The sequence below is a fragment of the Solirhodobacter sp. genome, assembly GCF_964715405.1.
Genome location: NZ_CBAICG010000018.1, coordinates 42,175 through 66,345, shown reverse-complemented (window position 1 = coordinate 66,345; position 24,171 = coordinate 42,175). Strand labels below are relative to the sequence as shown.

Below are 24,171 nucleotides of genomic sequence, written 5' to 3'. Positions count from 1 at the left end.
AGTTCTGGAGAAAGTAAACCCGCAGCATCCTCTCCAGCGGCATCGGTGGGCGGCCACCCTTCGGCCCGGCCTTGGGGTAATGCGGCGCGATCAGCGCCATAAGGCGACCCCATGGCACCACCGCATCCATCTCCGCCAGGAACTGCTCCCGCCGTGTCTGCTTCTTCTTCATCGCGTCGCGAAGACCGGGAAAGGCGGGCTGTTTCGACATCGGCAGGGCTCCCTGGAGGCTTGCCCAAGTCTACCAGATCACGCCGAAAGCGGGAGGTTTTTCAGACGTTCCCATAGCTATACGTAGTAGCGCGTGGATAACCCCCACACCCTACCATCTCGCACTACAAGACCATCCAGCTTGAGATTGACCAGCACCTGTCCCGTCCGCTGGTAAGCCGCCGCAGCCTCAATGTCTGGCCGTGCCGCATGCACCATCGGCACAAGCTCGCACATGCGCTTAGGCCCGTCGAACAAGATCGCTAGCACTATCCGGCGCATCTGCCCGCGCTTGGCGGCAGCACCGCGCTTGCGGGTCAGCACGCGCTTGAACTCCATGCCCCTGATCCGCATCAACGCCTCGACATGCTCCAGCCCGTCACCGCCATTGCGGATCAGGTTCCGGCGCAGGTTCTGCAAGGCACTGTCTATCGTCTTGTCCAACATGCGGAAAGACTAGCGGCGTCAGCGCGTTAGGTGTAGGTTTCCGGTGGTGCGCTTGATACATAACTCCGGATATTTGGGCCAATGTGAAGGGGAGAGGCGCGTTTTTCCGGGCGGCGGTCAGATGTCCTTCAGCAGGCGCAGCGCGTCGTAGATCGCGGCATGGGTGTTGCGGGCGGCGACGGCGTCACCGATGCGGAAGAGCCGGAACCGGCCCGCGGGATTGGTGGCGATGGTCTGCGGGCGGCCCTCGATCAGCGCGCCGTGGTCGACCTCGCCGCGATTGGTGGCAAGCGGCTTGAGCGCGAAGTAGAGATCGTCAAGCGGCAGGGTGCCGTGGTTCACCACGATCTGGTCGAAGGCGCGGCGTTCGGCAAGCGGTTTGTAATCGGAGCCGATCACCGCCATCAGGCCGTTGCCCGCGCGTTCCACCGCCGTAAGCCGGTAGGTGACGGTGAAGGTGACATCGCGACCCTGCAGCGACCGCATGTAGGGCACGAGGTTCATCGCCATCACGTCGGGGGCGAAGCTGCGGTCGGGGGTCATGATCTCGACCTGCGCGCCGGTCGCGGCGATGATCTCGGCGGCCTGCAGCGCGGCGTGGTCGCCCGCGTCGTCGTAGATCAGCACGTTCTGGCCGGGTTTGACGTCGCCCGAGAGGATGTCCCAACTGGAGACCACGAGGTCGTTGCCGGTGTCCAGCACCTCGGTGTGGGGCAGGCCGCCGGTGGCGATGATGACTACGTCGGGGGTTTCGGCCAGCACGTCCTGCGCCTCGGCCCAGGTGTCGAAGCGGAATTCGACGCCGCGGGCGGCGCATTGCGCCATGCGCCAGTCGACCAGGCCGATCATCTCGCGCCGCCGCGGGGTGCGGGCGGTCAGGCGGACCTGGCCGCCGGGCTGGCTGGCGGCCTCGAAGACGGTGACGCGGTGGCCGCGTTCGGCGGCGACGCGGGCGGCCTCCAGTCCCGCGGGCCCGGCGCCGACGATCACCACGCGGCGCTTTGTGGCGGCGGGGGGGATCGTGTGCGGCATCGTCAGTTCGCGCCCGGTGGCGGCGTTGTGCATGCAGAGCGCGTCACCGGCCTGATAGATGCGGTCGAGGCAATAGGTGGCGCCGACGCAGGGGCGGATGTCCTGCTCGCGCCCCTCGACGATCTTGCGCACGATGTGGGGATCGGCCATGTGGGCGCGGGTCATGCCGACCATGTCGAGCAGGCCCGCGGCGATGGCATGGCGCGCGGTCGCGACGTCGGGGATGCGGCTGGCGTGGAAGGTGGGCAGGCCGACCTCGGCCCGGATGCGGCCCGCGAAGTCGAGGTGGGGGGCGGATTTCATGCCCTGCACCGGGATCACGTCGGTCATCGCCGGGTCGGTCTGGATCTGGCCGCGGATGATGTTGAGGAAATCGACATTGCCGGACGCCTTGAACAGGTGGCCGATGGCGATGCCTTCTTCGGTGGTGATGCCGCCGGGGGCGGTTTCGTCGGCGGTGTAGCGCACCCCGACGAGGAAATTCTCGCCGGTGCGCTGGCGGATCGCGGCGAGCACTTCGAGCGCGAAGCGGGCGCGGTTTTCGAGGCTGCCGCCCCAGGGCGCGTCCATTTCGTTGGTCAGCGGTGACATGAACTGGTCCATCAGGTGGCCGTAGCATTCCAGCTCGATGCCATCGAGGCCCGCGTCCTTCATCCGTTCCGCCGCGTCGGCGTAATCGGTGATGATGCGGGCGATGTCCCAGTCTTCCATCTTCTTCGGGAACGCCCGGTGCGCCGGTTCGCGCTGGTGCGAGGTGGTCAGCGCGGGCAGCCAGTCACCCTTGTTCCAGTGCGTGCGGCGGCCAAGGTGAGTGAGCTGGATCATCACCGCGCAGCCGTGGTTGTGGCATTCGTCGGCCAGCTTGCGCATCCAGCCCACCACCTCGTCCTTGTAGGCCAGCACGTTGTTGAACACCGGCGGGCTGTCGCGCGACACCGCCGCCGAGCCCGCCGTCATCGTCATCGCCACGCCGGCCTTGGCGCGTTCGACATGGTAGGCGCGGTAGCGGTCCTTGGGCATCCCATTCTCGGGGTAGGCGGGTTCATGGCTGGTGGTCATGATCCGGTTCTTCAGCGTCAGGTGCTTCAACTGGTAGGGCTGAAGCAGGGGATCGGACGAGGACATCGGCAGGCTCCACGGGTTGGGTCTGGCGCGAGTGTCCCGCGTCAGGGGCCCTTGGCGCGCACCCGTTACCGACATTTGATCGGGGCATTGCCGACATGATTGCGCGGTGCGGCGGCTTTGGTCATGCTGCGGCAAAGCCCGCGTGCCGGACGCGCGACGGGGCAGGGAGGAACCATATGTCCGAGGCCTATGCCTATCCGCTGCTGGTCAAGCAACTGCTGCACTCGGCGCTGTCGACCCGCGCCACGCAGGAGATCATCTATCCCGGCGTGATGCGCTACACCTACGCCGGGTTCCACGCGCGGTTGCAGCGGGCGGCGAATGTGTTCGAGGCCCTGGGGCTGGGCAAGGGCAGCGTGATCGCGGTGATGGACTGGGACAGCCACCGCTATTTCGAGAGCTTCTTTGTGGTGCCGATGATCGGGGCGACGCTGCACACGGTGAACGTGCGGCTGTCGCCGGATCAGATCGTCTACACGATCAACCATGCCGAGGATGACGCGATCCTGGTGCACAGCGATTTCGTGCCGCTGCTGGCCTCGGTGATCGACCGCATCACGCGGCCGGTGGTGCTGATCCTGCTGCAGGATCAGCCCGGCCCGGCGCCCGAGGGGCTGACCTTCGCCGGGGAATACGAGGCGCTGCTGGCGGCGGCGGCGCCGGATCACGCCTTCGCGGACTTCGACGAGAATACGCGGGCGACGCTGTTCTACACCACGGGGACGACGGGCGACCCGAAGGGGGTAACCTATTCGCACCGCCAGATCGTGCTGCACACGCTGGGGCTGGCGGCAGGGTTCGGGCCGGTGCCGGGGATGGCGGGCGCGCATCGTGGCGATGTCTACATGCCGATCACGCCGCTCTTTCACGTTCACGGCTGGGGGTTCCCCTTCGCGGCGACGATGCTGGGGATGAAGCAGATCTATCCGGGGCGCTATGAGCCGGGCCGCCTGCTGGCGCTGATCGCCGAACATGGCGTGACGATGTCGCATTGCGTGCCGACGATCCTGACGATGCTTCTGAACGCGCCGGGCTCGGCCGAGGTGGATCTGAGCCGCTGGAAGGTGATCATCGGCGGCTCGGCGCTGCCCAAGGGGCTGGCGCAGGCGGCCCTGGCGCGCGGGATCGACGTGCATTCGGGCTATGGCATGTCGGAAACCTGCCCGCTCTTGACCGTGTCGGACATGACGAACGCCCGGCCGGGCGAGGATATCGACATGCGCACCGCCACCGGCCTGGCGATGCCGATGGTGGAACTGCGGGTAGTCGATGCCCAGATGCGTGACGTGCCGCGCGGGCAGAAGGCGACCGGCGAGGTCGTGGTGCGCGCGCCCTGGCTGACGCAGGGCTATTTGAAGAACCCGGAAGGCAGCGAGGCGTTGTGGGCGGGCGGTTACCTGCACACCGGCGACGTGGGCTATCTGGACGCGAACGGCACGCTGCACATCACCGACCGGATGAAGGACATCATCAAGTCGGGGGGGGAATGGATTTCCTCGCTGGAACTGGAAACCATCGCCAGCGTGGCGCCGGGCGTGGCCGAGGTTGCCGCGATCGGCCTGCCCGACGCCAAGTGGGGCGAGCGGCCGTGCCTTGTCGTCGTCGCCAAGCCCGACATGGGGCCCGAAACGGTCGAGGTCGGCCTGCGCGCGGCGGTGGCCGCGGCGATCGCGGCGGGGCACCTGTCGGCCTGGGCGGCGCCCGAGCGGGTGGAGTTCGTCGCGGCCTTGCCCAAGACCAGCGTCGGCAAGCTCGACAAGAAGGTGATGCGGGCGACCTACGGCGGGGCATAGGGCCCGCAGCGGTGGCCGGTCCGGTGCGATCACCGCGTTGTGATCGCAGCGTGTGCGCATGCTGATCCAGATCAATGAGGTTGCGGCGGACGTGGAGCCTGATGCGCGCACGTCTACCGGGGCGCCGTGTCTCTGACCGTCTGATCGCTGACCCCCGTCCGGTCGACGCCATTGAATGGAACGGGGAAAGACCATGCGATACACGATTATGTTGACCCCTCGATCCGGGGGCATTTCGGGTCACGCGCCGCGGCCATGGGCCGGGTTGCGTCTGCTGGCGGTGATCTTCGTTGCGCTGGCCGGGGCGCTGCTGGGCGGCAACCGGGCCGAGGCGGTGCCGAGTTTCGCGCGCCAGACCGGGATGGACTGCTCGGCCTGCCACACCTCGATCCCGGAGCTGACCGCCTTCGGACGCCAGTTCAAGTTGAACGGCTATGTCATGGCGGCGGACGGAAGCCAGGCCCTGCCGGTGACGGCGCTGCTGATCGGCGGCTTCACCCACACCGCCAAGGCGCAGGACGCCCCGCCGCTGTCCTATTCCAGCAAGACCAACGACATCCTGTCGCTCGATCAGGTCAGCCTGCTTTATGCGGGCAAGATCACCGGCGATCTGGGCGCCTTCGCGCAGTTCACCTATGACCCGAATGCCCATGCCTGGAGCTGGGACAACCTCGACATCCGGCTGGCCAAGCAAGGCAAGCTGTTCGGGCAGGACGCCAGCTACGGGCTGAGCCTGAACAACAACCCGACGGTGCAGGATCCCTGGGCCACCTCGCCCGCCTGGGGCTATCCGGCCTTCGACTCGGCGGTCGCGCCGCAGTTTGGGCCGCCCGGCACGATGTTGCAGGGCCTGCTGGCGCAGCAGGTGCTGGGCCTGACCGGCTATTCGATGTTCGCGAACGGCCTTTACACCGAGTTCGGCGCCTACACCGGGCTGTCGCAAAGCGCGCTGACGCATCTGGGCGCCGGTGGCTCGGGCTTTGACGTGAAGGGGTTGGCGCCTTATGCGCGCGTCACCTACACCGAAAAGCTGAGCAAGAAGAGCTCGCTGATGTTCGGGGCCATCGCGATGCTGGGCAACCTGAAGCCCTCGGACCCGACGCAGATCGGCAACGACCGTTACCTGGACTTCGGACTGGATTCGCAATGGGACTATTCCGGCGACGGCTACGGCCTGATGCTCAAGGCCCGCGACCTGATGGAATGGCAGCGCAGCACCGGGGCGGCGCCGTTCAGCGGCGCGGCCAACGGCAGCAACCACCTCAATGCGCTCGACCTGTCGGTGACATACTACAAGCCGAAATGGGCGCTGGTCGGGGCGTTCTCGAACGTGACCGGGTCGCAGGATGCGGGGCTTTACGGCGGTTCGTCGGCGATCAACTCGCCCAACAGCCGGTCGGTGTCGCTGGAAGCGGACTATTCGCCGTGGATGGATGGCGGGCCGGCCTGGGATCCTAAGGGCAACGTGAAGTTCGGGGTGAAATACACCCACTACCTGGAGCTTTATGGCGGCACCTCGAACTTTGACGGCGCCGGGCATAACGCGGCCGATAACGATACGATCTTTGTCTACACGGTGATCGCCTTTTGATCGCCCGCCGCCACAGCACGGTGGCCCGGCCCCGCTGACGAATTGTCGGCGGGGCCGTCGCATTCCTGCGGCCTCGCGCCGCGAGAGCGACGGGATACGACGATCTCATGTCGCTTCGGCGTTGCATCCCGGCGCCCGGTGCCGCTAATCTCGCCGCGATCCCTGAGACATTACCGACAGGAACCGATCCAGATGCGTTACGAAAAACCCCAGACGGTGGCCGAGGCCGCGCGTCTTCTGACGGCCGAAAAGGGCCTAAGCCGGATTTTTGCCGGTGGCACCGATGTGCTGGTGCAACTCAAGGCCGGCATGGTCGCGCCCGACCTCGTCGTCGATATCAAGGCCCTGCCGGGGCTGCGCTCGATCGTGTCGGAGGCGGGCGGCTTCCGCATCGGCGCGGCGGTGTCGGGCGCGCAACTTGGCGAGGATGCCGCGGTGCGCAAGCTATGGCCGGGCGTGGTCGAGGCCGCGAACCTGATCGGCTCGACCCAGGTGCAGGGCCGCGCGACGATGGCGGGCAACCTGTGCAACGCCTCGCCCGCCGCCGATTCCGTGCCCGCGCTGGTGGCGGCCTGCGCCGTGGCGCGCGTTGCCGGGCCGGGCGCCGCGCGCGACGTGGCGGTGGCGGCGATCCCGACCGGGCCGGGCAAGACGGCGCTGAAACGGGGCGAGTTCATCACCTCGATTTTCCTGCCCGCGCGCCCCGCCCGATCGGGCGACGCCTACCTGCGCTTCATCCCGCGCACCGAGATGGACATTGCCGTGGCCTCCGCCGCCGTCAGCCTGACGCTGGACGAAGGCGGCACCGTCACCGCCGCGCGCGTGGCGCTGGGCGCCGTGGCCCCCACCGTGCGGCTGGTCGAAGCCGCCGCCGCCGCGATCATCGGCACCCGGCTGGAGGACGCGGCGCTGGACAAGCTTGCCGCCGCGTGCCGCGCCGCCTGTGCCCCGATCGACGACAAGCGCGGCACCATCGAGTTCCGCACCGAAGTGGCGGGCGTGCTGGCCAAGCGTGCTGCCCGCATCGCCTATACCCGCGCCGGAGGCCAGGCATGAGCATTTCCGTTTCCACGACCGTCAATGGCGACGCCGTCGACTTCATCTGCACCCCCGAAGAGTCACTGCTGGACGCGCTGCGCGGCCGCCTTGGCCTCACCGGCAGCAAGGAGGGCTGCGGCACCGGCGATTGCGGCGCTTGCTCGGTCACGCTGAACGGGCGGCTGGTCTGTTCCTGCCTCGTGCTTGCGGTGGAGGCCGAAGGGGCCGAGATCGGCACCGTCGAGGGGCTGGCGACGGCCGACAGGCTGCACCCGTTGCAGCAGGCCTTCCTGGACCATGCCGCGCTGCAATGCGGGATTTGCACGCCGGGCATTCTGGTCGCGGCCAAGGCGCTCTTGGACAAGAACCCTGACCCGACGGACGAAGAGGTGCGCTACTGGCTGGCGGGCAACCTGTGCCGCTGCACCGGCTATGACAAGATCGTCCGTGCGGTGCGATCCGCTGCGGCCCAGATGAGGAGTGCGTGATATGGCCTTCGATTCACAGGTAAAACGGCAGTTCAAGCAGGTCGGCACCCGGCCGCCGCGCCCCGATGGGATCGACAAGGTGACAGGCCGCGCGCTTTACGGCGCCGATGTCTCGGCGCCGGGGATGCTGACGGCGCGCATCCTGCGCTCGCCCCACGCCCACGCCCGGATCGTGTCGATCGACACCACCGAAGCCGCCGCGCTGCCGGGCGTGAAGGGCATTGTCACCAGCGCCGATTTTGCCTTGCCGGACGATGACTTCTTCGCCGACATTGCGGTGAACGTGATGGCCCGCGACAAGGTGCTGTATGACGGCCACGCGGTGGCGGCGGTGGCGGCGATCAGCCCGGCGGTGGCGGCGGCGGCGCTGAAGCTGATCAAGGTGACCTACGAGGTGCTGCCGCACGTCACCGACGTCGACGCCGCGATGCGGGCCGAAGCGCCGGTGGTGCAGTCCGGCCGCGCGGTGGAATCGGTGCCTGCGGGCATGGGCGCGAATGTCACCCATTCTTGCGAATTCGGCCACGGCGACATGGTTGCCGGTTTCGCCAAAGCTGATCTGGTGATCGCGCGCAGCTTCAAGACCGCCGCGACCCATCAGGGCTATATCGAGCCGCACGCCTGCCTGGCCTCGATGACCGCCGATGGCAAGGCCGATCTGTGGTGCTGCACCCAGGGCCAGTTCAACGTGCGCACCATCTGCGCGACCCTGCTGGGGATGGAGGCGAGCCAGTTGCGCGTATCCGCGTCCGAGATCGGTGGAGGCTTCGGCGGCAAGACCACGGTGTTCATCGAGCCGGTGGCGCTGGCGCTGTCGCGCAAGACCGGCAAGCCGGTCAAGCTGGTGATGACGCGCGACGAGGTGTTCAAGGCGACCGGGCCGACGGTGTCGACCTCGATCGACGTGAAGATCGGCATGACCAAGGACGGTCGCATCACGGCGGGCGAGGCGACGCTGCGCTACTCGGGCGGTGCCTATCCCTGCGGCACGGTCGACATGGGCGCGCAGGCGGCCTTTGCCTGCTACGACCTTGAGGCGGTGCGAACAACGGGCTGGAACGCCTTGACAAACCGGCCGAAAGAGGCGGCTTATCGGGCGCCTGGCGCGCCGCAGGCGATCTATGCGGTGGAAAGCGTGGTGGACGAACTCTGTCTTGCGCTGACCCTTGACCCGCTCGCCGTGCGCATCAAGAACGCGGCGCACAAGGGCACGAGGTCGTCTTACGGGCCGACCTTCGACGATATCGGCCTGCTGGCGACGCTGGAGGCTGCGCAGGCGCACCCGCACTACACCGCGCCGCTGGCGCCGGGTCAGGCGCGCGGGCTGTCCTGCGGGTTCTGGTTCAACTTCGGCGGCAACACCTGCGTGTCGTTGAACGTCAACACCGACGGCACCGTGGGCGTGACTGAGGGCAACCCCGATATCGGCGGCAGCCGCGCGTCGATCAGCCTGATGGCGGCGGAAGAACTGGGCATCGGCTACGACAAGGTGCGCACGATCATCGCCGACACCTCGACGCTGGGCTACAATGACGTGACCGACGGCAGCCGGGTGACCTTCTCGGTCGGGCTGGCGACGATCAAGGCGGCGCGCGACGCGATCGGCAAGATGTGCGCCCGTGCCGCGAAGATCTGGGGCATCGACGAGGACGCGGTGGAATGGCGCGATGGCGCGGCCCATCCGGCCGGGCCGAACGCCGGGCAGTTCCCGCCGATGACGCTGGCCGACATCGCCGCTGTGTCATTCCAGACCGGCGGCCCGATCGCCGGGCACCATGAGGTGAACGTTGATGGCGCGGGCGTCAGCTTCGGCGTGCATCTGGTTGATCTTGAGGTGGATTCCGAAACTGGCGCCACCAAGGTGCTGCGCTACACTGTGTTCCAGGACGCGGGCAAGGCGGTGCATCCGGACTATGTCGAGGGCCAGATGCAGGGCGGCGCGGTGCAGGGCATCGGCTGGGCGCTGAACGAGGAATACATCTACGGCAAGGACGGAAGGTTGCAGAACGCGGGCTTCCTCGACTACCGGATTCCGGTAGCCTCGGACCTGCCCAACATCGACACCGTGATCCTCGAGATTCCGAACCCCGGCCACCCCTACGGCGTGCGCGGCGTCGGTGAAACGCCGATCGTGCCGCCGCTCGCCGCGATTTCCAACGCGGTTTCGCGCGCGATCGGGGTCAGGATGCAGGAACTGCCGATGTCGCCGCCGCGTGTTCTGAAGGCGATCCGGGCCGCGCAGGCGTAGGATGGTCAAGGTGCTGCTCTGGGGGTCTTTGCGGACTCACACCGACGGGCAGGCCGAGGTCGAACTGGACGCCCGCACCTTCAAGGAAGTGCTCGACAAGCTGGCGGAGGCCTATCCCGGCCTTCGCCCGCAGATCGAGCGCGGCGTTTCCATGGCGCTGGACGGGCGGATCTACCGCGAGGCCTGGTTCGCGCCGATCCGGCCCGACAGCGAAGTGGTGCTGATGCCCTATATGACGGGCGGTTGAGCCTCTGGCCGACCGTGGGGGGCTCTCTGCCCCCCACACCCCCCGAGGATATTTTCGAACGGAAGAAGGGGGTCAGGCCAGCGCGGCCATGACACCCCGCAGTTCGGCGAGCCCACGCATCCGGCCGATCAGCGGGTAGCCGGGCATGGAGTTTCGGTGCAGGTCGTCGAGGATGTCCTGCCCGTGGTCGGGGCGCATCGGGATCTGCGCGTCGGGGCGGCCCTCGGCGGCGCGGCGGCGTTCTTCGGCCAGCAGGGCGCGGATCACGGCGACCATGTCGGTGTCGCCTTCGAGGTGGGCGGCCTCGTAGAAGCTGGTGCGGGTGGCGGTGGCGGGCGCGATGCGGGTGGTGTTGCGCAGGTGGGCGAAGTGGATGCGCGGGCCGTGGCGCTGCACGAAGCCGGGCGCATCGAAGCCGGGGGCGACGCCGAACGAGCCGGTGCAGAACGTCGCGCCGTTGGCGGGGCTGTCGATGGCGGCGAGGGTGCGGGCGAAATCGGCTTCGGTGGACATGACGCGGGGCAGGCCCATCAGCGGGAACGGCGGGTCGTCCGGGTGGCAGCAGAGGCGCATTCCGAATTTCTCTGCCGTGGGAATGACTTCGGCGAGGAAGTCGATGAGGTTTTGGGCGAGGGTGTCGCGGGTGATCGGGGCGTAGGTGGCCAGCAGGTCGCGGATCTGATCCAGCGTCCAGCTGTCGTTGGCGCCGGGCAGACCGGCCACGATGTTGTCGCGCAGGGCGCGGCAGGCGGCGGCGTCCATCGCGGCGAAGCGGGCGGCGGCGGCCTTGGCAATCTCGGGCCCGTGGTCCTCGGCGGCGCCGGACCGGGCGAGCAGGTGGATGTCGAAGGTGGCGAAATCGACGAGGTCGAACAGCATCGCGGTGCCGCCGTGCGGCATCGGCGCGCGCAGCCGCGTGCGGGTCCAGTCGAGCACCGGCATGAAGTTGTAGCAGACCGTGGTGATGCCGCAGGCGGCGAGGTTCTCGAGCGACGCCGTCCACGCCGCGATATGGTCGGCGCAGGCGGCGCCCTTGGTCTTGATCATCTCGGACACCACCAGGCTTTCCACCACGTCCCAGCCGAGGCCGGAGGGCGAGCCATCCTGGCGGCTCGCGATCTGCGCCTGCCGTTTGCGGATTTCCGCAATGGGCCAGACGATTCCGGGCGAAAGGTGATGCAGGGCGCTGACCACGCCCTGCACACCGGCCTGCAACATTTCGTCGACGCTCACGGTGTCGTGCGGGCCGAACCAGCGCCAGGTCTGTTTCATGACGGCTCTCCCTTGCGCAGGCTGCGGGTGGTCTTGGCGGAGAAGAGATGCGCCTCGGCGGGGTCGATGGCAAGCGTGACCTCGGCGCCCTTGCTGACGCGGCCGACGAAGAAGTTCATCCGGGGGCTGCCGATGAGGCCCGCGACGAAGGCGTTCGCGGGCGCGTTGTAAAGGTCGAGCGGGCTGCCGAACTGTTCCGGCCGCCGGCCGCGCGGCACGGCGATCTTGTCGGGCATCGTCAGCATCTCGACCCGGAGTTCGGCATCGAGGTTCGACGGCGGCTGGTCGAACAGGAACACGCGCGGTTCACGCACCACGGCGCTGCCGATCGCGACGCGCTGACACTGACCGCCCGACCGGTCTTTCGGGCTCCGGTCCGGCAGCATGTCGATCTGCAGCATCCGGGTGGTGGCGGTGACGCGGGCCGCGATGTCGGCCTTGGTCGCGCGCAGGTTTTCGAGAGCCCCGAGATCATCCGCAGGAGCGTGGACTTGCCACAGCCGGAGGGGCCGACGAAGACGCAGAACTCGCCTCGGCCACCTTCAGGTCGACCCCCTTGATGACCTGCATCGCGCCGTAGCTTTTGGTGACTCCGCGAAGGTCCGGATCGGCCATGCGAGGTCTCCCTATTTCCCGCCGGTCGCGGCGATGCCGGTGGCGAAGTGATTTTGGGCCAGATGTTCCACCGGCACGCGATCGCCGATCGGCACCTTGACGATGGTCGCGGGCACATCGCGTTGCACGACCTGGGCGACCAGGCCGATCCGGCGTACCTGCGCCACGTCCTGCCCGGCCAGGTCGCCTTGCGTGAGGTGAAAGACCGGCGGCGGGTCGGGGTAGCCGGGAAGCCGCACGATCTGCCGCACATGGGGCGCAACCGGGCGGGGTGCAAGGCGCCGCCCCGGCCCGGCGTCAGTTCGCGGCGGCCAGCGCCTGTTTCAGGTCGTCCGTCGCGCGGGCCAGTGCATCGTTCAGCTTCATCTCGCCCACGATGACCTGCGTCAGCCGGGTGACGGCGATGTTGAACATCGCGCGGTTGTTGCCATAGCCCCGATAGGCAAAGGCCTCCGCCGGGCCGCAGGGTGCCGGGATCACCTCCCGGTTGATGGGGGTGCCGATCTGGCTGGCGAACTTCTGCACCTGCCAACTGCCGGAGTCGTGGAACGCCATGTCGCCGCTGATGAATTCCTTGGTGGCGCCGACCCAGGTCGCGCGAGCGCCCGGAACCGGCACCTTGGCCAGATCGAACAGCGTCTTGTTGAGATCGGCGCCGGTGATCGTCAACGGGCTGTGCAACCCGCAGATGTCGTGGTCATCGGGGCCGCCCGATACCAGTCCCGCGTCTTGCCGAAGTTCTTTTCCCAATGGGCCGCATCCACATAGGGCGTGAGATTGGGGGAATCCTTGCGCAACCCTAGGTCGGTGACCTTGGCAAGGTCGGGGCCGGTGCCCGCCGCCAGTTCCACCGGCAGGGTTTCGAGGGTCGCCGTGTCGGGCACCAGATCCGTCGTGACGGTGATGTCGGGGTTGGCGTCAGCCGCTTGCCCGCGGCCTTCGCGGCCGCCAGCAGCCGGTCCGCATCGGCCAGCGAGGCGACCAGCGGCTTTTCGCAGATCACATGCTTGCCCGCCACCGCCCGCGCCCGCGTGGTATCCAGATCGACCGGCGCCGCGACCCGGTAGCGGCCGGGCAGGGCGCGGTAGCCGTCGAGATGCTTGCGCCCGATCCCGGCGCCCAGGATGGCAACGCGGATCATCGCCCCTCCGCCTCGGCCAGCCCCTGCGCGGTGATCGCCAGTTCCATCACCTTGAAGGCATGGGCCTGCGGCATCGCGGTTTCGCGGCGCTCGCGGATGTCGGTCATCAGCCGGGCGAAGTAGGGCAGGCCCGCGTCGGCGCACTGGATTTTCTCGCACCGGCTGCCGTTCACCAGGATCAGGTGGTCGGTGCCCTCGGTGCCGCCGACATCGACGTATTTGCGCAACTCGATATAGCCTTCGGTGCCGAGGATGGTCAGCCGCCCGTCGCCCCAGGTCGGCAGCGCATCGGGGGTGTACCAGTCCACCCGGATGTAGCCGTGGCCCTTGTCCGACCGCAGCACGATCTCGCCGAAGTCCTGCAGGCCGGGGGTTTCGGGGTTGGCGTGGTTGGCGACCGTCGCCCATTCCACGGTGGCGTCGGTCGAGCCGGTGAAGAACAGGAACTGGTCGACCTGGTGGCTGCCGATGTCGGTGAGGATGCCGCCGCAAGCCTCGCGCCGGAAGAACCATTCCGGCCGGATCGCCCGGTTCAGCCGGTGCGGCCCGATGCCCAGCGTCTGCACGACGCGGCCGATCGCGCCCGCCGCGACCAGTTCGGCGGTGCGGGTGACGGCGGGCACCTCGAAGCGTTCCGAGAAGTCGACCGACCAGATCCGGCCAGTTTCGGCCTGCGCGGCCCTCAGCGCGGCGAGTTGATCCAGCGTGACGCAGCCCGGCTTGTCGCTCATCACGTCCTTGCCCGCCTGCATCGCGGCGATCGACAGCGCGGCGCGGTCGGCGGGAATGGCGGCGATCAGGATCAGGTCGATGCCGTCATCGGCGAAGATGTCTTCCTTCGAGGCGACGCGCGGCACCTCGGGGAACCGCCCCACGAAACTGTCGAGCGTGTCGGGCGTCCCTTCCGTCCACCAGCCGACGAAATCGGCCCCGGCGTCGATCATGTTCTGCGCCATTCCGAAGATGTGGCTGTGGTCGATGCCGAGGGCGGCAAAGCGGAGCGGGCGGGTCATGGTCTCTCCGGCAGGTCGGTGGGCAGGTCGATGGCGCGGCCCTCGGCGGACGAGGTCACGAGGGCTTCGATGAGGTGATGAACGGGCAGGGCGGCGCGGCCCGGAACGGCGGGCGGGCGGCCTTGGGTGATCGCGGCGGCGAAGTCTTCGAGGATCGCCTGATGCCAGGCATGGGTGAAGGCCATCGGATCGTCGCCGTCGCCGGTGCCCCCGCCGGTGCCGTCGCCGTGCCCGAAGGTTTCCGTACTGCCGTCGCGCCAGCTCAGTTCCAGCCGATCCGCGATCAGCCGGGCCGAGCCTCTGGTGCCGTGCAGCGTGATCGTTTCGGCGCTGCCGGGGGGACTGGCGGTGGTGGCGAACAGGCTGCCCACCGCGCCGCTGGCGAAGTCGAGCCCGGCGGTGACGGTATCCTCGGCCTCCATCCGGTGCAGCCGGGTGGTGCGCGCCATCGCCTGCACCCGCGCCACCGGCCCGGCAAAGCTCAGCGCAAGGTCGAGCGTGTGGATCGCCTGCGAGATCAGCACACCGCCGCCGTCGCGCGCATAGGTGCCGCGGCCGGGCTGGTCGTAGTAGCTTTGCGGCCGCCACCACGGCACGGCAATCTCCACCAGGCCAAGCTCACCCAGCGCGCCTTCGGCCAGCAGGGCCGACAGCCTGTGCACCGAAGCGCGCATCCGGTGTTGCAGCACGATGCCCAGCGGCACCCCGGCGCGTTCGCAGGTTTCGACCAAGGCGGTCGCCGCCGCGGCGGTGCGCTCGAGGGGCTTTTCCATCAGGATCGGTTTGCCCGCCGCGGCAAGGATCGCCACCGCCTCGGCCCGCGCATCGGGCGGGGTGGCGAGGATGACGAAATCCACCTCCGGGTCGGCGGCGATTTCGGCTGCGCTGACATAGACTTGCGGCACGCTTTGCAGGGTCGGCGCGACGCGCTGGGCAAAGCGCGCGGCGCCATCGGGGTGGCGCGCGCAGACCCCGGCAAGGCCGATGCGCCCCTCGGTGGCGGCGATCGCCTCGACATGCGTGTCGGCGACCATCCCGAGCCCGATCAGTGCCGCCTTCATCCCATCCTCCCGTCGCGATTCCCGCCCTTGATCTTTGCATGAGCAGACCGGTATACCGGTTGTAAACGCTTAGGATACCGGTATACAGGAAAGACTCGAAGAGGCCGCCAATGTCCACGTCCCCTGTTTCCGCCCCATCCCGAGAGTCGTCCCGCGAACTGTCGCCGCCCGAGGTCAGCCGCCTTCAGGTGCCCAGGGTCGACCTGACGCGACCCGCGGGCAATCAGATTTTCCTGGCCCTCAAGGTGGCGATCCTGCGCATGGACCTGACGCCCGGCTGCATCATCTCGGAATCAGAGATCGGCGCCCGCTTCGGCGCCAGCCGCACCCCGGTGCGCGAGGCGCTGGCCCAGTTGCGCGACGCGGGGCTGGTGATGACGATCCCGAGCCGGGGCAATTTCGTCACCAAGCTGAACGCCGACAAGATTCGCGAGGCGCGCTTTCTGCGCGAGGCGCTGGAGGTGGCAACCGTCGCGCGCATCGTCGAGACCGGCATGTCGGCGGCGGTCGAGGCCGACCTGACGCAATGCCTGATCCGCCAGCAGGAGGCGATCGACGCCGACGACGATCCGGCCTTTCAGGCCGAGGATGACCTCTTTCACCTCAAGCTCGCCCGTGCCACCGGCTATCCGCGCGTGGCGCATGTGCTGGAACATGAGAAGATGCAGATCGACCGGCTGCGCGTGCTGTCCTTGCGCGACCACGACCACCTCGACACGCTGCAGATTCAGCACTGCCAGATTTTCGACGCGCTGCGCGCCCGCGACATGAAGCTGGCGATCGGCACGACGCAGACCCACCTGCGCTCGATCCTTCTGGTGCTGGCCGATCTGACCGTCAGCCACGCCAGCTATTTCGACTGAGGCCGCCATGACCGACGCCCCCGATGCCGTCCTTGCCCTGCCCGCCGCGGCGCAGGCGATCTATGAGGGGGTGCGCGCGCTGCCCATCGTCTCGCCGCACGGCCATTGCGACCCGGCGTGGTTCGCGCAGGATGCGGCCTTTGCGGACCCCGCAACGCTGCTGATCGTGCCGGATCACTACGTTTTCCGGATGCTCTACAGCCGCGGCGTGCCGCTGGCGGCGCTGGGGATCGGCGTGCCGCCCGAAGCGCGCGACGGGCGGGCGATCTTCCGGCTTCTGGCGCAGCACTGGTCCCTCTTTCTCGGCGCGCCCAGCCATTTGTGGTGGGCGCATGTGCTGCACCATCTGTTCGGCGTGTCGGAGCGGCTGACGCCCGCCAACGCCGATGCGATCTACGACCGGATCGACGCCGCGCTGAAAACGCCCGACTTTCGTCCCCGTGCGCTGTTCCAAAGGTTCGGCATCACGACACTGGCCACCACCGACAGCGCGCTCGACCCGCTGGAGTCTCATGCGGCGATCCGGGCCAGTGGCTGGCCGGGCCGGGTGATCCCGACCTTCCGGCCCGATGCGGTGCTCGACCCACAGACGCCCGGCTTTGCCGCCAACGTGGCCGCGCTGGGGGCGATGACCGGCTGCGACACCGGAACGCTGAAAGGCTACCTCGAGGCGCTGCGGCGGCGCCGCGCGGCGTTCAAGGCGATGGGGGCGACCGCCACCGACCACGCCGTGCTCGACCTGACGACCGAATGGCTCGACAAGGGCGAGGCGAAGCGGCTGTTCGGCAAGGCGCTTGCGGGCAAGCTGGACCGGGCGCAGGCGGCGCGACTTTACGGGCACCTGCTGGTCGAGATGGCGCAGATGTCGGTGGACGACGGCCTTGTGATGCAACTGCATGTCGGCGCGCGGCGCAACACCAACCGCGCGCTGCTGGCCGCGCAGGGACGCGACATGGGCGCCGACATTCCGCAACGCACCGATTGGGTCGGCGGCCTTGACGGGCTGTTGAACCGGGTCGGCAACGAGGCCGACCTGACGGTGATCGCCTTCACGCTGGACGAAAGCAGCCACGCGCGCGAGTTGGCGCCGATGGCGGGGCACTGGCCCGCACTGCGGCTGGGGCCGCCGTGGTGGTTCCACGACAGCCCGATGGGCATCCGCCGCTATCTCGACGCCGTGGTGGAAACGGCGGGCTACGAGAACCTCGCCGGGTTCAACGACGACACGCGGGCCTTCCTGTCGATCCCGGCGCGGCACGACCTGTGGCGCCGCGCGGTCAGCCTGCATCTGGCCGATCAGGTGGCGCGCGGCCTCTTTGGCCGGGCCGATGCCGACCGGCTGGCGCGGCGGCTGTCGCGTGATCTGGCGGTGGAAACCTACCGGCTGGGGGCCTGAGATGGGGCGGATCGTCCACATCGGCCTGGGCAACTTCCACCGCGCGCATCAGGCCTGGTACACCGCGCAGGCGGGCGGCTGGGCGATCACGGCGGTATCGCTGCGCAGCCCCACCTTGCGCGACGCGATGGCGGGGCAGGGCAACGGTTATACGCTGGTCACGCGCGGGGCTGTGGGTGCGCGCCATGACTGGCTGACGGTGATCGACCGTGTGCTGGTGGCCCCGGAAGACCCCGAGGCGGTGCTGGCCGCGCTCGCCGATCCGGGCGTCGGCGTGATCACGGTGACGGTGACCGAGAAGGGCTATCACCTGGATGCCGCCGGGCGGCTGGACGTCGCCGATCCGGCGATCGTCGCCGATCTGGCGGGCGGCGCGCCCGCGACGCTGGTGGGCTATCTGGCGCGCGGGCTGGCGCGGCGTCAGACTCCCGTGACGGTGCTGAGTTGCGACAACCTTTCCGGCAACGGCGCCAAGCTGGGCGCGGCGGTTGCGGCCTTTGCCGCGCGGGCCGGGCTGAGGCTGGGCGAGGTCACTTTCCCCGACAGCATGGTGGACCGCATCACCCCCGCCACCACCGAGGCGCTGAAGGCCGAGGTGCTGGCCGCCACCGGCCGCGCCGATGCCGCGCCGGTGGCGACGGAAACCTTCACCGATTGGGTGATCGAGGATCGGTTCTGCGCCCCGCGCCCGGCCTGGGCGGCGCGCTTCGTGACCGAGGTCGCGCCCTATGAAATGCGCAAGCTGCGGATGCTGAACGGCCCGCACTCGCTGATCGCCTATCTTGGCCAAGTGCGCGGCCACAGCTTTGTGTACGAGGCGATCGCCGATCCGGTGGTGCGCGCGGCGGCGACGGGGCTGATGGCCGAGGCGATGACGACCCTGCCCGAAGCGGTGGTGGCCGACGCGCCCGCCTATGCCGCAGCACTGATCGACCGCTTTGCCAACCCCGCGCTGCGCCACGAGCTGCGCCAGATCGCGATGGACGGCTCGGTGAAACTGCCGGTGCGCATCTTGCCGGTGATCGCCGCCCGCGCCGCGCAGGGGCAAGGCGCGCCCCATGCGCTGGCCGCGCTGGCCGCCTGGGTCGCCTTCGCGCGGCGCGAGGTGGCGGCGGGCCGTGTGCTGAACGACCCGAAGGCCGCCGCGATTGCCGACGCGGCGCGGGCCACCGACCCGGTCGGGGGTCTTCTGGCGCTGTTGGGAGCGCCCCTCGATGCGCGGGCCGTCACCGCGATTACGAAGCTTTCCGAAGGGTTTGCGCAATGATCTTCACACGACATTCCGGCCCGCTCCGCATCGCCTGCATCGGCGAGGCGATGATCGAGCTCAGCTTTCGCGGCCCCGGCCCGAGCGAGCCGCGCATCGCCTATGCCGGGGACACGCTGAACACCGCGATCTACCTGCAACGGGCTTTGGGCGCTGCGGGCCGCGTCTCCTACGTCACCGCGCTGGGCACCGATCCGTTTTCCGACGCCGCGCTGGCCTTCATGGCCACCGAAGGGATCGACACCGCCCGCATCGCCCGCGATCCGGCGCGGCTGCCCGGCCTTTATGCCATCACCACCGACGCGGCCGGCGAGCGCAGCTTTCATTACTGGCGCGACGCCTCGGCCGCGCGGCAATTGTTCCAGGGCCCCGACGGCTTTGCCGCCCTTGACGGTTTCGACCTGATCTACCTCTCGGCGATCACGCTGGCGATCCTGCCGCCCGCGGTGCGCGGCGCGTTGGCCGACCGCCTTGCCGCCCTGCGCGCCACCGGCACCCGGATCGCCTTCGATTCGAACTGGCGCCCGCGGCTCTGGCCCTCGGCGGCGGAAGGGCGGGACTGGATCGCGCGGTTCTGGCGCCTGACCGACATCGGCCTGCCCTCGGTCGACGACGAACAGGCGCTGTTCGGCGAAACGGAGGAGGCCGCCACGCTGGCCCGCCTGCGCGGCTACGGTCTGGGCGATGGCGCGCTGAAGCGGGGTCCGCGCGGGCCAATGGCACTTGATCCCGCCGTTGCGCCCGGCCACTACCCGCCCGCCGTGCAGGTCGTGGATACCACCGCTGCCGGTGACAGCTTCAACGCGGGCTTCCTCGCGGCGCGGTTGACCGGGCAGGCGACGCAAGCCGCCCTCGCCGCCGGTCACGCGCTGGCGCGCGAGGTCGTCGGCTTTCGCGGCGCGTTCCGGGAACAGGTGGTCGGCCCGCCGAGTCGTGACCCTTCTCGCATTTGAGAATTGAAACAACAACACCTTGGCGGGCGAAGCGCCGAAAGGCCTGCGGCCCCGCGCGGGCAATTCATCGGGGTTCCGAGTGCTTGCGTCGCGGTGAAGCAAGATGGACGGCGCCAGCACTCTCGCGTATCCCGGATCGGTCGCAGGGCGGCTGACCGGGGGCATTCCGCCGTCGCGGGTCATCGTCACATGTCGTTCGTTCGGGTGTCGCCATCGAGATCATCGCTGCAAGGTTCGTCAGCCGGTTGACCAGCGCCGGGGGCATGCGGGCACCGCGGGCGGCCGCATCTGCCGTCGTGTCCGCTGGCCCAATCGTCTTTTGGCGGGCACCATGACAATCGCCGCCAGCCGAAACCTGCCTGTCCCGCGCGTGCTCTGGCTCATCCTCGGGGCGTCGCTGGTCGGACGGGTGATCTTCGCGGCCATCACGCCGATCATCACGGACGAGGCTTATGCCATCGCCGTGGGGCGAAGCTTCTCGCTCAGCTTTTTCGACCATCCGCCGCTTGGCTTCTGGCTGCCCGCCATCGCCGAGAAACTGGGGGCCGACTCGGCGCTTGCCTACCGTGTGCCCTCGCTGCTCCTGGGCACGCTGAGCGTCTGGCTTCTCTTTCTGATCGGCCGCGAATTGGGCGGCGCGCGCGCGGGCCTTTGGGCTGCCGGCCTTGGCGCATTGACCCCGACGCTCGCATTCTCGGGGATCTTCATCCTGCCGGATGCGCCCCTTGATGTCTTCACGCTGGCGACCCTGCTCGTTCTGGTTCGCATCGCGACGTCGGAAACCCCGCGACTGCCGCTCTGGGTGGCCGGGGGGGGCACGCTGGCCCTCGCGTTCTGTTCGAAATATCAGGCGGGTCTGATCCCGATCTCGCTTCTGCTCTGGATGGCCAGCACGCCGAGGGGGCGAAGGTGGTTCGCCACACCGGGCTTCTATGTGGCCGTTTTCGTGTCGCTGCTTGGCCTGCTGCCGGTGATCATCTGGAACATGGGGCATGATTGGGCATCGTTCCGGTTTCAGACCGGGCGTGCCGACAACGGCCCGTCTTCCACGAATTTCGCCCTGATGGCCCTGGGGCAGACGCTCTATCTGCTGCCCTTCGTCCTGGTGTGGTCGATCCGCGAGGTGATCGACCGTCGAAACTGGGTCGCGCCCGAGCGTCGGCTGGTCGTCCTGATCGCCCTCGGGCCGATCCTGATGTTCAACCTGATCTATCTGCTCAGCAAGGACACGCTGCCGCATTGGTCGATGCCCGGCTGGATATGTCTGATCCCCCTGATCGGAGTGCGCCTGTCGGACGGTGCCTTCCGCCGCGCCAGGGCGTGGAATTTCATCACGGCGGCGGGCCTTTATGCGGTGCTGCTGGTGGTGGCGACGCATCTGGCCACCGGCTGGCTGGCGCGGTTCCCGGATCACGATCCCGCCTGGGACCGGACCGCGCCGAACGTCTCGCTCACCGAACTGCGCGCGACACTGATCCGCAGCGGCGTTCTCGTGGGTGCGGATGTGCTGGTGACGGAGAACTGGATTCAGGCGGGATACATTGCCGCCGCCGTCGACGATCGCATTCCGGTGCGGGTCTTTCCGGGCGCCGCGCATCATTTCGCCTACCTTGCGGGCGCGCATGCGGCAGGGTCGGGCGTGCTGTTGAGCATTGTTGACGCATCAGACGCGGCGGACCGGCAAGACAAGCTGATCGCCCTCGCAAGCCGGTTGGACCCCGACGCCTCCACCCCCGAGCAAATCCCGTTGCGGCGCGGAACGCAGGACCATTTCCGCATCATCGCGATCAAGCTCAGGATCCAACCCGGCGCGTGATCGGAGTCCCGCGAAACCGGCTGCCCGCGCGGTCGGCACATCGCGCCGCCGCGCGTCCGTTGCCGAGCCCTGCCGGGGCACACTCGGCCGGAACGGCGTTGAAGCTAGGGGATCCAGATGGTTTGGTAGGCCCGGAGGGACTCGAACCCCCAACCAAGGCGTTATGAGCGCCCTGCTCTGACCATTGAGCTACAGGCCCGGCCGGTGGCATCCGTAGACCGGAGCCCCGCATCGGTCAACCCTGCCGGGCTTTCGCGGCGCGGCGGGCGTCGGTCAGGCCGTCATGGGGGCCCATGGGCCGGGCGGGCACATCCTCCCACCAGTCGGACCTGAGCGGCCGCCGGTCCGGGTTCAGCGGGTAGAAGATGCGGTTTTCATCCCGGTCGGTGTCGCCGACGACCAGCAGGCGCACCTCGGCCTCGGTGTTGTTCAGGAAGCTGTGGCAAAGCCCGGTTCCCGCCGGAAACCCGACCGATTCGCCGGGGCGCAAGCGGTGCAGGTGCCCATCGAGCCAGACATCGGGGGTGCCTGACAGGACGTGGACGAACTCCTCCTCGGCGCTCTCGGCATGGGGGAAAGAGGTGCGGCGGCCGGGCAGCAGGCGCACATGGTGCAGGCCAAGCCGGGTCAGGCCGAAGGGGCGGCCAAGGTCGGTGTCGAGGCCCAGAAGCTCGTCATCCTGCGGATAGTGCCTTGTGTCGGGCCCTTCGATCTCGCTCCAGTGGGTGATGCAGTCCGGTCTTGCCGCCGTCGTCATGCTGTCCTCCGCCGCTTTCGCGCGCAGGCTAGGGCCGCGGGGGCGCCGGAACAAGCCAAAGCCGCGCGCGCCCGCGTTGCGCGCACCGTGGGGATCGTCTAGAGCAGCGGCAAACCAGAGGGGACGTGCCATGAGCCAGGGGAAGAACGGGCTGACCTACGCCGAGGCGGGCGTCGACATCGACGCGGGCAACGCCCTGGTGGAGCGGATCAAGCCCGCAGCCAAGCGCACCGCGCGGGCGGGCACGATGGCGGGGCTTGGCGGTTTCGGCGCGCTGTTCGATTTGAAGGCGGCGGGCTACAGCGACCCGATCCTGGTGGCGGCGACCGACGGCGTGGGCACCAAGCTGCGCATCGCGATCGACACCGGCCATGTCGCCACCATCGGCATCGACCTGGTCGCGATGTGCGTCAACGATCTGGTCTGCCAGGGCGCGGAACCCTTGCTGTTCCTCGACTACTTCGCCACCGGCAAGCTCGACGTGGCGCAGGCCGCCGAGATCATCGAGGGCATCGCGGATGGCTGCGCCGCCTCGGGCTGTGCGCTGGTCGGCGGCGAAACGGCCGAGATGCCGGGCATGTATCATGGCGGCGACTTCGACCTTGCGGGCTTCGCCGTCGGCGCGATGGAGCGCGGGTCGGACCTGCCCGCGGGCGTGGTGGCGGGCGACGTGCTCCTCGGCCTCGCCGCGTCGGGCGTGCATTCCAACGGCTATTCGCTGGTGCGCAAGGTGGTGGACATCGCGGGCCTGTCGTGGGACGCACCGGCACCCTTCGCTGATGCCACGGTGGGGGCGGCGCTGCTGACCCCGACGAAGCTTTACGTGAAGCCCGCGCTGGCGGCGATCCGCGCCGGGGGCGTGCACGGGCTTGCCCATATCACCGGCGGCGGGCTGACCGAGAACCTGCCGCGCGTGTTGCCCGCGGGGTTGGGCGCGACGATCGACCTCGGGTCATGGCCACTGCCGCCGGTGTTCCGCTGGCTCGCCGAAACGGCGGGCATCGCCGAGCCGGAACTGCTCAAGACCTTCAACGCCGGGATCGGCATGGTCGTCGTCGTGGCCGCCGACCGCGCCGAGGCGCTGGCGGCGCTGCTGACGGCCGCGGGCGAAGCGGTGACCCGCATCGGCACCGTGACGACAGGCGAGGGCGTGCACTACATCGGCCGCCTGCTGTGAAACGGGTCGCGATCCTGATTTCGGGCGGCGGCTCGAACATGGTCGCACTCGTCCGCTCGATGACCGGCGATCATCCGGCGCGCCCCGTGCTGGTTGCCGCGAACGACCCCGCCGCGGCGGGGCTGGCCAAGGCGGCCGCCCTGGGCCTGCCCACCGCCGCCGTGGACCACCGCGCCTTCAAGGGCGACCGTGCCGCCTTCGAGGCGGCGCTGCTGGAACCGATCCTCGCCGCCGATCCCGACATCCTTTGCCTTGCGGGCTTCATGCGCATCCTGACACCGGGCTTCATCGCGCGCTTTCCGCACGGCATGCTGAACATCCACCCCTCGCTGCTGCCGAAATACCCCGGCCTGCACACCCATCAGCGCGCGCTCGACGCGGGCGATGCCGAGGCGGGCTGCACCGTGCACGAGGTCACCGCCGACCTCGACGCCGGTCCCATCCTCGGCCAGGCGCGCGTGCCCGTGCGCCCCGGCGACACGGCCGATACGCTCGCCGCCCGCGTGCTGGCGCAGGAACACCGCCTCTACCCCGCCGTCCTGCGCCGCTTCGCCTCCGGCGACCGCCGTCTGATCCTGCTGCCCTGACCATTCATCTTGGCCAAAATATCCCCCCGCCGGA

At 68.8% G+C, this 24,171-nt stretch carries 23 protein-coding genes, 1 tRNA gene and 1 pseudogene; 13 read left to right on the top strand and 12 right to left on the bottom strand.

The window, feature by feature from the left end; genetic code table 11:
• The 3 genes from AC11WY_RS10075 to AC11WY_RS10065 form a co-directional block, all read right to left on the bottom strand.
• A partial coding sequence (locus AC11WY_RS10075; protein WP_482924986.1) for a transposase occupies positions 1-211 on the bottom strand: 211 nt, incomplete at its 3' end.
• Between the two features lie 77 nt (positions 212-288).
• Positions 289-657 (bottom strand): hypothetical protein, encoded by a 369-nt coding sequence (locus tag AC11WY_RS10070; protein WP_482924984.1) that lies wholly within the window; start codon positions 655-657, stop codon positions 289-291.
• Between the two features lie 117 nt (positions 658-774).
• A complete protein-coding gene (locus AC11WY_RS10065; protein ID WP_482924982.1) occupies positions 775-2,814 on the bottom strand; it encodes an oxidoreductase in 2,040 nt (679 codons plus the stop codon).
• A gap of 176 nt (positions 2,815-2,990) precedes the next feature.
• On the opposite strand from AC11WY_RS10065, the gene AC11WY_RS10060 reads away from it, so the two are divergent.
• The 6 genes from AC11WY_RS10060 (at position 2,991) to AC11WY_RS10035 (ending at position 10,219) form a co-directional block, all read left to right on the top strand.
• A complete protein-coding gene (locus tag AC11WY_RS10060; protein WP_482924980.1) occupies positions 2,991-4,607 on the top strand; it encodes a fatty acid--CoA ligase in 1,617 nt (538 codons plus the stop codon).
• A 193-nt stretch (positions 4,608-4,800) separates the two neighbouring features.
• Complete coding sequence (locus AC11WY_RS10055) at positions 4,801-6,198, top strand: hypothetical protein (RefSeq protein WP_482924978.1); 1,398 nt, start codon at positions 4,801-4,803, stop codon at positions 6,196-6,198.
• Between the two features lie 192 nt (positions 6,199-6,390).
• The gene (locus AC11WY_RS10050) at positions 6,391-7,254 is read left to right on the top strand and encodes an FAD binding domain-containing protein (RefSeq protein ID WP_482924976.1); all 864 of its coding nucleotides are present in this window, start codon (positions 6,391-6,393) and stop codon (positions 7,252-7,254) included.
• Complete coding sequence (locus tag AC11WY_RS10045) at positions 7,251-7,724, top strand: (2Fe-2S)-binding protein (protein ID WP_482924974.1); 474 nt, start codon at positions 7,251-7,253, stop codon at positions 7,722-7,724. The genes AC11WY_RS10050 and AC11WY_RS10045 overlap by 4 nt, the downstream gene beginning before the upstream one ends.
• Position 7,725: 1 nt before the next feature.
• The gene (locus AC11WY_RS10040) at positions 7,726-9,972 is read left to right on the top strand and encodes a xanthine dehydrogenase family protein molybdopterin-binding subunit (RefSeq protein WP_482924972.1); all 2,247 of its coding nucleotides are present in this window, start codon (positions 7,726-7,728) and stop codon (positions 9,970-9,972) included.
• Position 9,973: 1 nt separating this feature from the next.
• Positions 9,974-10,219 carry a MoaD/ThiS family protein gene (locus AC11WY_RS10035; RefSeq protein ID WP_482924970.1) on the top strand — a complete coding sequence of 82 codons (246 nt, stop codon included), beginning with the start codon at positions 9,974-9,976 and terminating at the stop codon, positions 10,217-10,219.
• A gap of 72 nt (positions 10,220-10,291) precedes the next feature.
• Here the strand turns inward: AC11WY_RS10035 and uxuA are convergent, their stop codons facing one another.
• From uxuA to AC11WY_RS10000, 7 genes and pseudogenes are all read right to left on the bottom strand, one after another.
• Complete coding sequence (gene uxuA / locus AC11WY_RS10030) at positions 10,292-11,491, bottom strand: mannonate dehydratase (protein WP_482924968.1); 1,200 nt, start codon at positions 11,489-11,491, stop codon at positions 10,292-10,294.
• A pseudogene (locus AC11WY_RS10025) lies at positions 11,488-11,966 on the bottom strand (ATP-binding cassette domain-containing protein). The gene uxuA and the pseudogene AC11WY_RS10025 overlap by 4 nt, the downstream one beginning before the upstream one ends.
• Before the next feature lie 151 nt (positions 11,967-12,117).
• Positions 12,118-12,357 carry a hypothetical protein gene (locus tag AC11WY_RS10020; RefSeq protein ID WP_482924966.1) on the bottom strand — a complete coding sequence of 80 codons (240 nt, stop codon included), beginning with the start codon at positions 12,355-12,357 and terminating at the stop codon, positions 12,118-12,120.
• 46 nt (positions 12,358-12,403) lie between these two features.
• Entirely contained in the window at positions 12,404-12,856 is a 453-nt protein-coding gene (locus AC11WY_RS10015; protein WP_482924964.1) for a hypothetical protein, read from the bottom strand.
• A gap of 49 nt (positions 12,857-12,905) precedes the next feature.
• On the bottom strand, positions 12,906-13,247 hold the full coding sequence (locus AC11WY_RS10010) for a Gfo/Idh/MocA family oxidoreductase (RefSeq protein WP_482924962.1): 342 nt from the start codon (positions 13,245-13,247) through the stop codon (positions 12,906-12,908).
• Complete coding sequence (locus AC11WY_RS10005; protein WP_482924960.1) at positions 13,244-14,260, bottom strand: Gfo/Idh/MocA family protein; 1,017 nt, start codon at positions 14,258-14,260, stop codon at positions 13,244-13,246. Before AC11WY_RS10005 ends, AC11WY_RS10010 begins: the two co-directional genes overlap by 4 nt.
• Entirely contained in the window at positions 14,257-15,321 is a 1,065-nt protein-coding gene (locus tag AC11WY_RS10000; RefSeq protein WP_482924958.1) for a Gfo/Idh/MocA family protein, read from the bottom strand. The genes AC11WY_RS10005 and AC11WY_RS10000 overlap by 4 nt, the downstream gene beginning before the upstream one ends.
• A gap of 110 nt (positions 15,322-15,431) precedes the next feature.
• Between AC11WY_RS10000 and AC11WY_RS09995 the strand changes: the two genes are divergently transcribed.
• The 5 genes from AC11WY_RS09995 to AC11WY_RS09975 all read left to right on the top strand — a co-directional run bounded on the left by AC11WY_RS09995 (position 15,432) and on the right by AC11WY_RS09975 (position 21,616).
• On the top strand, positions 15,432-16,184 hold the full coding sequence (locus AC11WY_RS09995; RefSeq protein ID WP_482924956.1) for a GntR family transcriptional regulator: 753 nt from the start codon (positions 15,432-15,434) through the stop codon (positions 16,182-16,184).
• Between the two features lie 7 nt (positions 16,185-16,191).
• Positions 16,192-17,580 (top strand): glucuronate isomerase, encoded by a 1,389-nt coding sequence (gene uxaC, locus AC11WY_RS09990; protein WP_482924954.1) that lies wholly within the window; start codon positions 16,192-16,194, stop codon positions 17,578-17,580.
• A 1-nt stretch (position 17,581) separates the two neighbouring features.
• A complete protein-coding gene (locus tag AC11WY_RS09985; protein WP_482924952.1) occupies positions 17,582-18,847 on the top strand; it encodes a mannitol dehydrogenase family protein in 1,266 nt (421 codons plus the stop codon).
• On the top strand, positions 18,844-19,800 hold the full coding sequence (locus AC11WY_RS09980) for a sugar kinase (protein ID WP_482924950.1): 957 nt from the start codon (positions 18,844-18,846) through the stop codon (positions 19,798-19,800). The genes AC11WY_RS09985 and AC11WY_RS09980 overlap by 4 nt, the downstream gene beginning before the upstream one ends.
• 331 nt (positions 19,801-20,131) lie before the next feature.
• Positions 20,132-21,616, top strand: a complete 1,485-nt coding sequence (locus AC11WY_RS09975) for an ArnT family glycosyltransferase (protein ID WP_482924948.1) — start codon at positions 20,132-20,134, stop codon at positions 21,614-21,616.
• A gap of 123 nt (positions 21,617-21,739) precedes the next feature.
• Here the strand turns inward: AC11WY_RS09975 and AC11WY_RS09970 are convergent.
• Positions 21,740-21,815, bottom strand: a tRNA-Ile gene (locus tag AC11WY_RS09970).
• Positions 21,816-21,851: 36 nt separating this feature from the next.
• On the bottom strand, positions 21,852-22,373 hold the full coding sequence (locus AC11WY_RS09965; RefSeq protein WP_482924946.1) for a cupin domain-containing protein: 522 nt from the start codon (positions 22,371-22,373) through the stop codon (positions 21,852-21,854).
• A 130-nt stretch (positions 22,374-22,503) separates the two neighbouring features.
• Between AC11WY_RS09965 and purM the strand changes: the two genes are divergently transcribed.
• Both purM and purN read left to right on the top strand, forming a co-directional pair.
• Entirely contained in the window at positions 22,504-23,550 is a 1,047-nt protein-coding gene (gene purM, locus AC11WY_RS09960; RefSeq protein WP_482924944.1) for a phosphoribosylformylglycinamidine cyclo-ligase, read from the top strand.
• Positions 23,547-24,137 (top strand): phosphoribosylglycinamide formyltransferase, encoded by a 591-nt coding sequence (gene purN, locus AC11WY_RS09955; protein WP_482924942.1) that lies wholly within the window; start codon positions 23,547-23,549, stop codon positions 24,135-24,137. Before purM ends, purN begins: the two co-directional genes overlap by 4 nt.
• The last annotated feature ends 34 nt before the right edge of the window (positions 24,138-24,171 follow it).

Coding starts and splice junctions, on each gene's coding strand:
- AC11WY_RS10070 (WP_482924984.1), bottom strand. CDS start 657: ATGTTGGACAAGACGATAGACAGTGCCTTGCAGAACCTGCGCCGGAAC.
- AC11WY_RS10065 (WP_482924982.1), bottom strand. CDS start 2,814: ATGTCCTCGTCCGATCCCCTGCTTCAGCCCTACCAGTTGAAGCACCTG.
- AC11WY_RS10060 (WP_482924980.1), top strand. CDS start 2,991: ATGTCCGAGGCCTATGCCTATCCGCTGCTGGTCAAGCAACTGCTGCAC.
- AC11WY_RS10055 (WP_482924978.1), top strand. CDS start 4,801: ATGCGATACACGATTATGTTGACCCCTCGATCCGGGGGCATTTCGGGT.
- AC11WY_RS10050 (WP_482924976.1), top strand. CDS start 6,391: ATGCGTTACGAAAAACCCCAGACGGTGGCCGAGGCCGCGCGTCTTCTG.
- AC11WY_RS10045 (WP_482924974.1), top strand. CDS start 7,251: ATGAGCATTTCCGTTTCCACGACCGTCAATGGCGACGCCGTCGACTTC.
- AC11WY_RS10040 (WP_482924972.1), top strand. CDS start 7,726: ATGGCCTTCGATTCACAGGTAAAACGGCAGTTCAAGCAGGTCGGCACC.
- AC11WY_RS10035 (WP_482924970.1), top strand. CDS start 9,974: ATGGTCAAGGTGCTGCTCTGGGGGTCTTTGCGGACTCACACCGACGGG.
- uxuA (WP_482924968.1), bottom strand. CDS start 11,491: ATGAAACAGACCTGGCGCTGGTTCGGCCCGCACGACACCGTGAGCGTC.
- AC11WY_RS10010 (WP_482924962.1), bottom strand. CDS start 13,247: ATGATCCGCGTTGCCATCCTGGGCGCCGGGATCGGGCGCAAGCATCTC.
- AC11WY_RS10005 (WP_482924960.1), bottom strand. CDS start 14,260: ATGACCCGCCCGCTCCGCTTTGCCGCCCTCGGCATCGACCACAGCCAC.
- AC11WY_RS10000 (WP_482924958.1), bottom strand. CDS start 15,321: ATGAAGGCGGCACTGATCGGGCTCGGGATGGTCGCCGACACGCATGTC.
- AC11WY_RS09995 (WP_482924956.1), top strand. CDS start 15,432: ATGTCCACGTCCCCTGTTTCCGCCCCATCCCGAGAGTCGTCCCGCGAA.
- uxaC (WP_482924954.1), top strand. CDS start 16,192: ATGACCGACGCCCCCGATGCCGTCCTTGCCCTGCCCGCCGCGGCGCAG.
- AC11WY_RS09985 (WP_482924952.1), top strand. CDS start 17,582: ATGGGGCGGATCGTCCACATCGGCCTGGGCAACTTCCACCGCGCGCAT.
- AC11WY_RS09980 (WP_482924950.1), top strand. CDS start 18,844: ATGATCTTCACACGACATTCCGGCCCGCTCCGCATCGCCTGCATCGGC.
- AC11WY_RS09975 (WP_482924948.1), top strand. CDS start 20,132: ATGACAATCGCCGCCAGCCGAAACCTGCCTGTCCCGCGCGTGCTCTGG.
- AC11WY_RS09965 (WP_482924946.1), bottom strand. CDS start 22,373: ATGACGACGGCGGCAAGACCGGACTGCATCACCCACTGGAGCGAGATC.
- purM (WP_482924944.1), top strand. CDS start 22,504: ATGAGCCAGGGGAAGAACGGGCTGACCTACGCCGAGGCGGGCGTCGAC.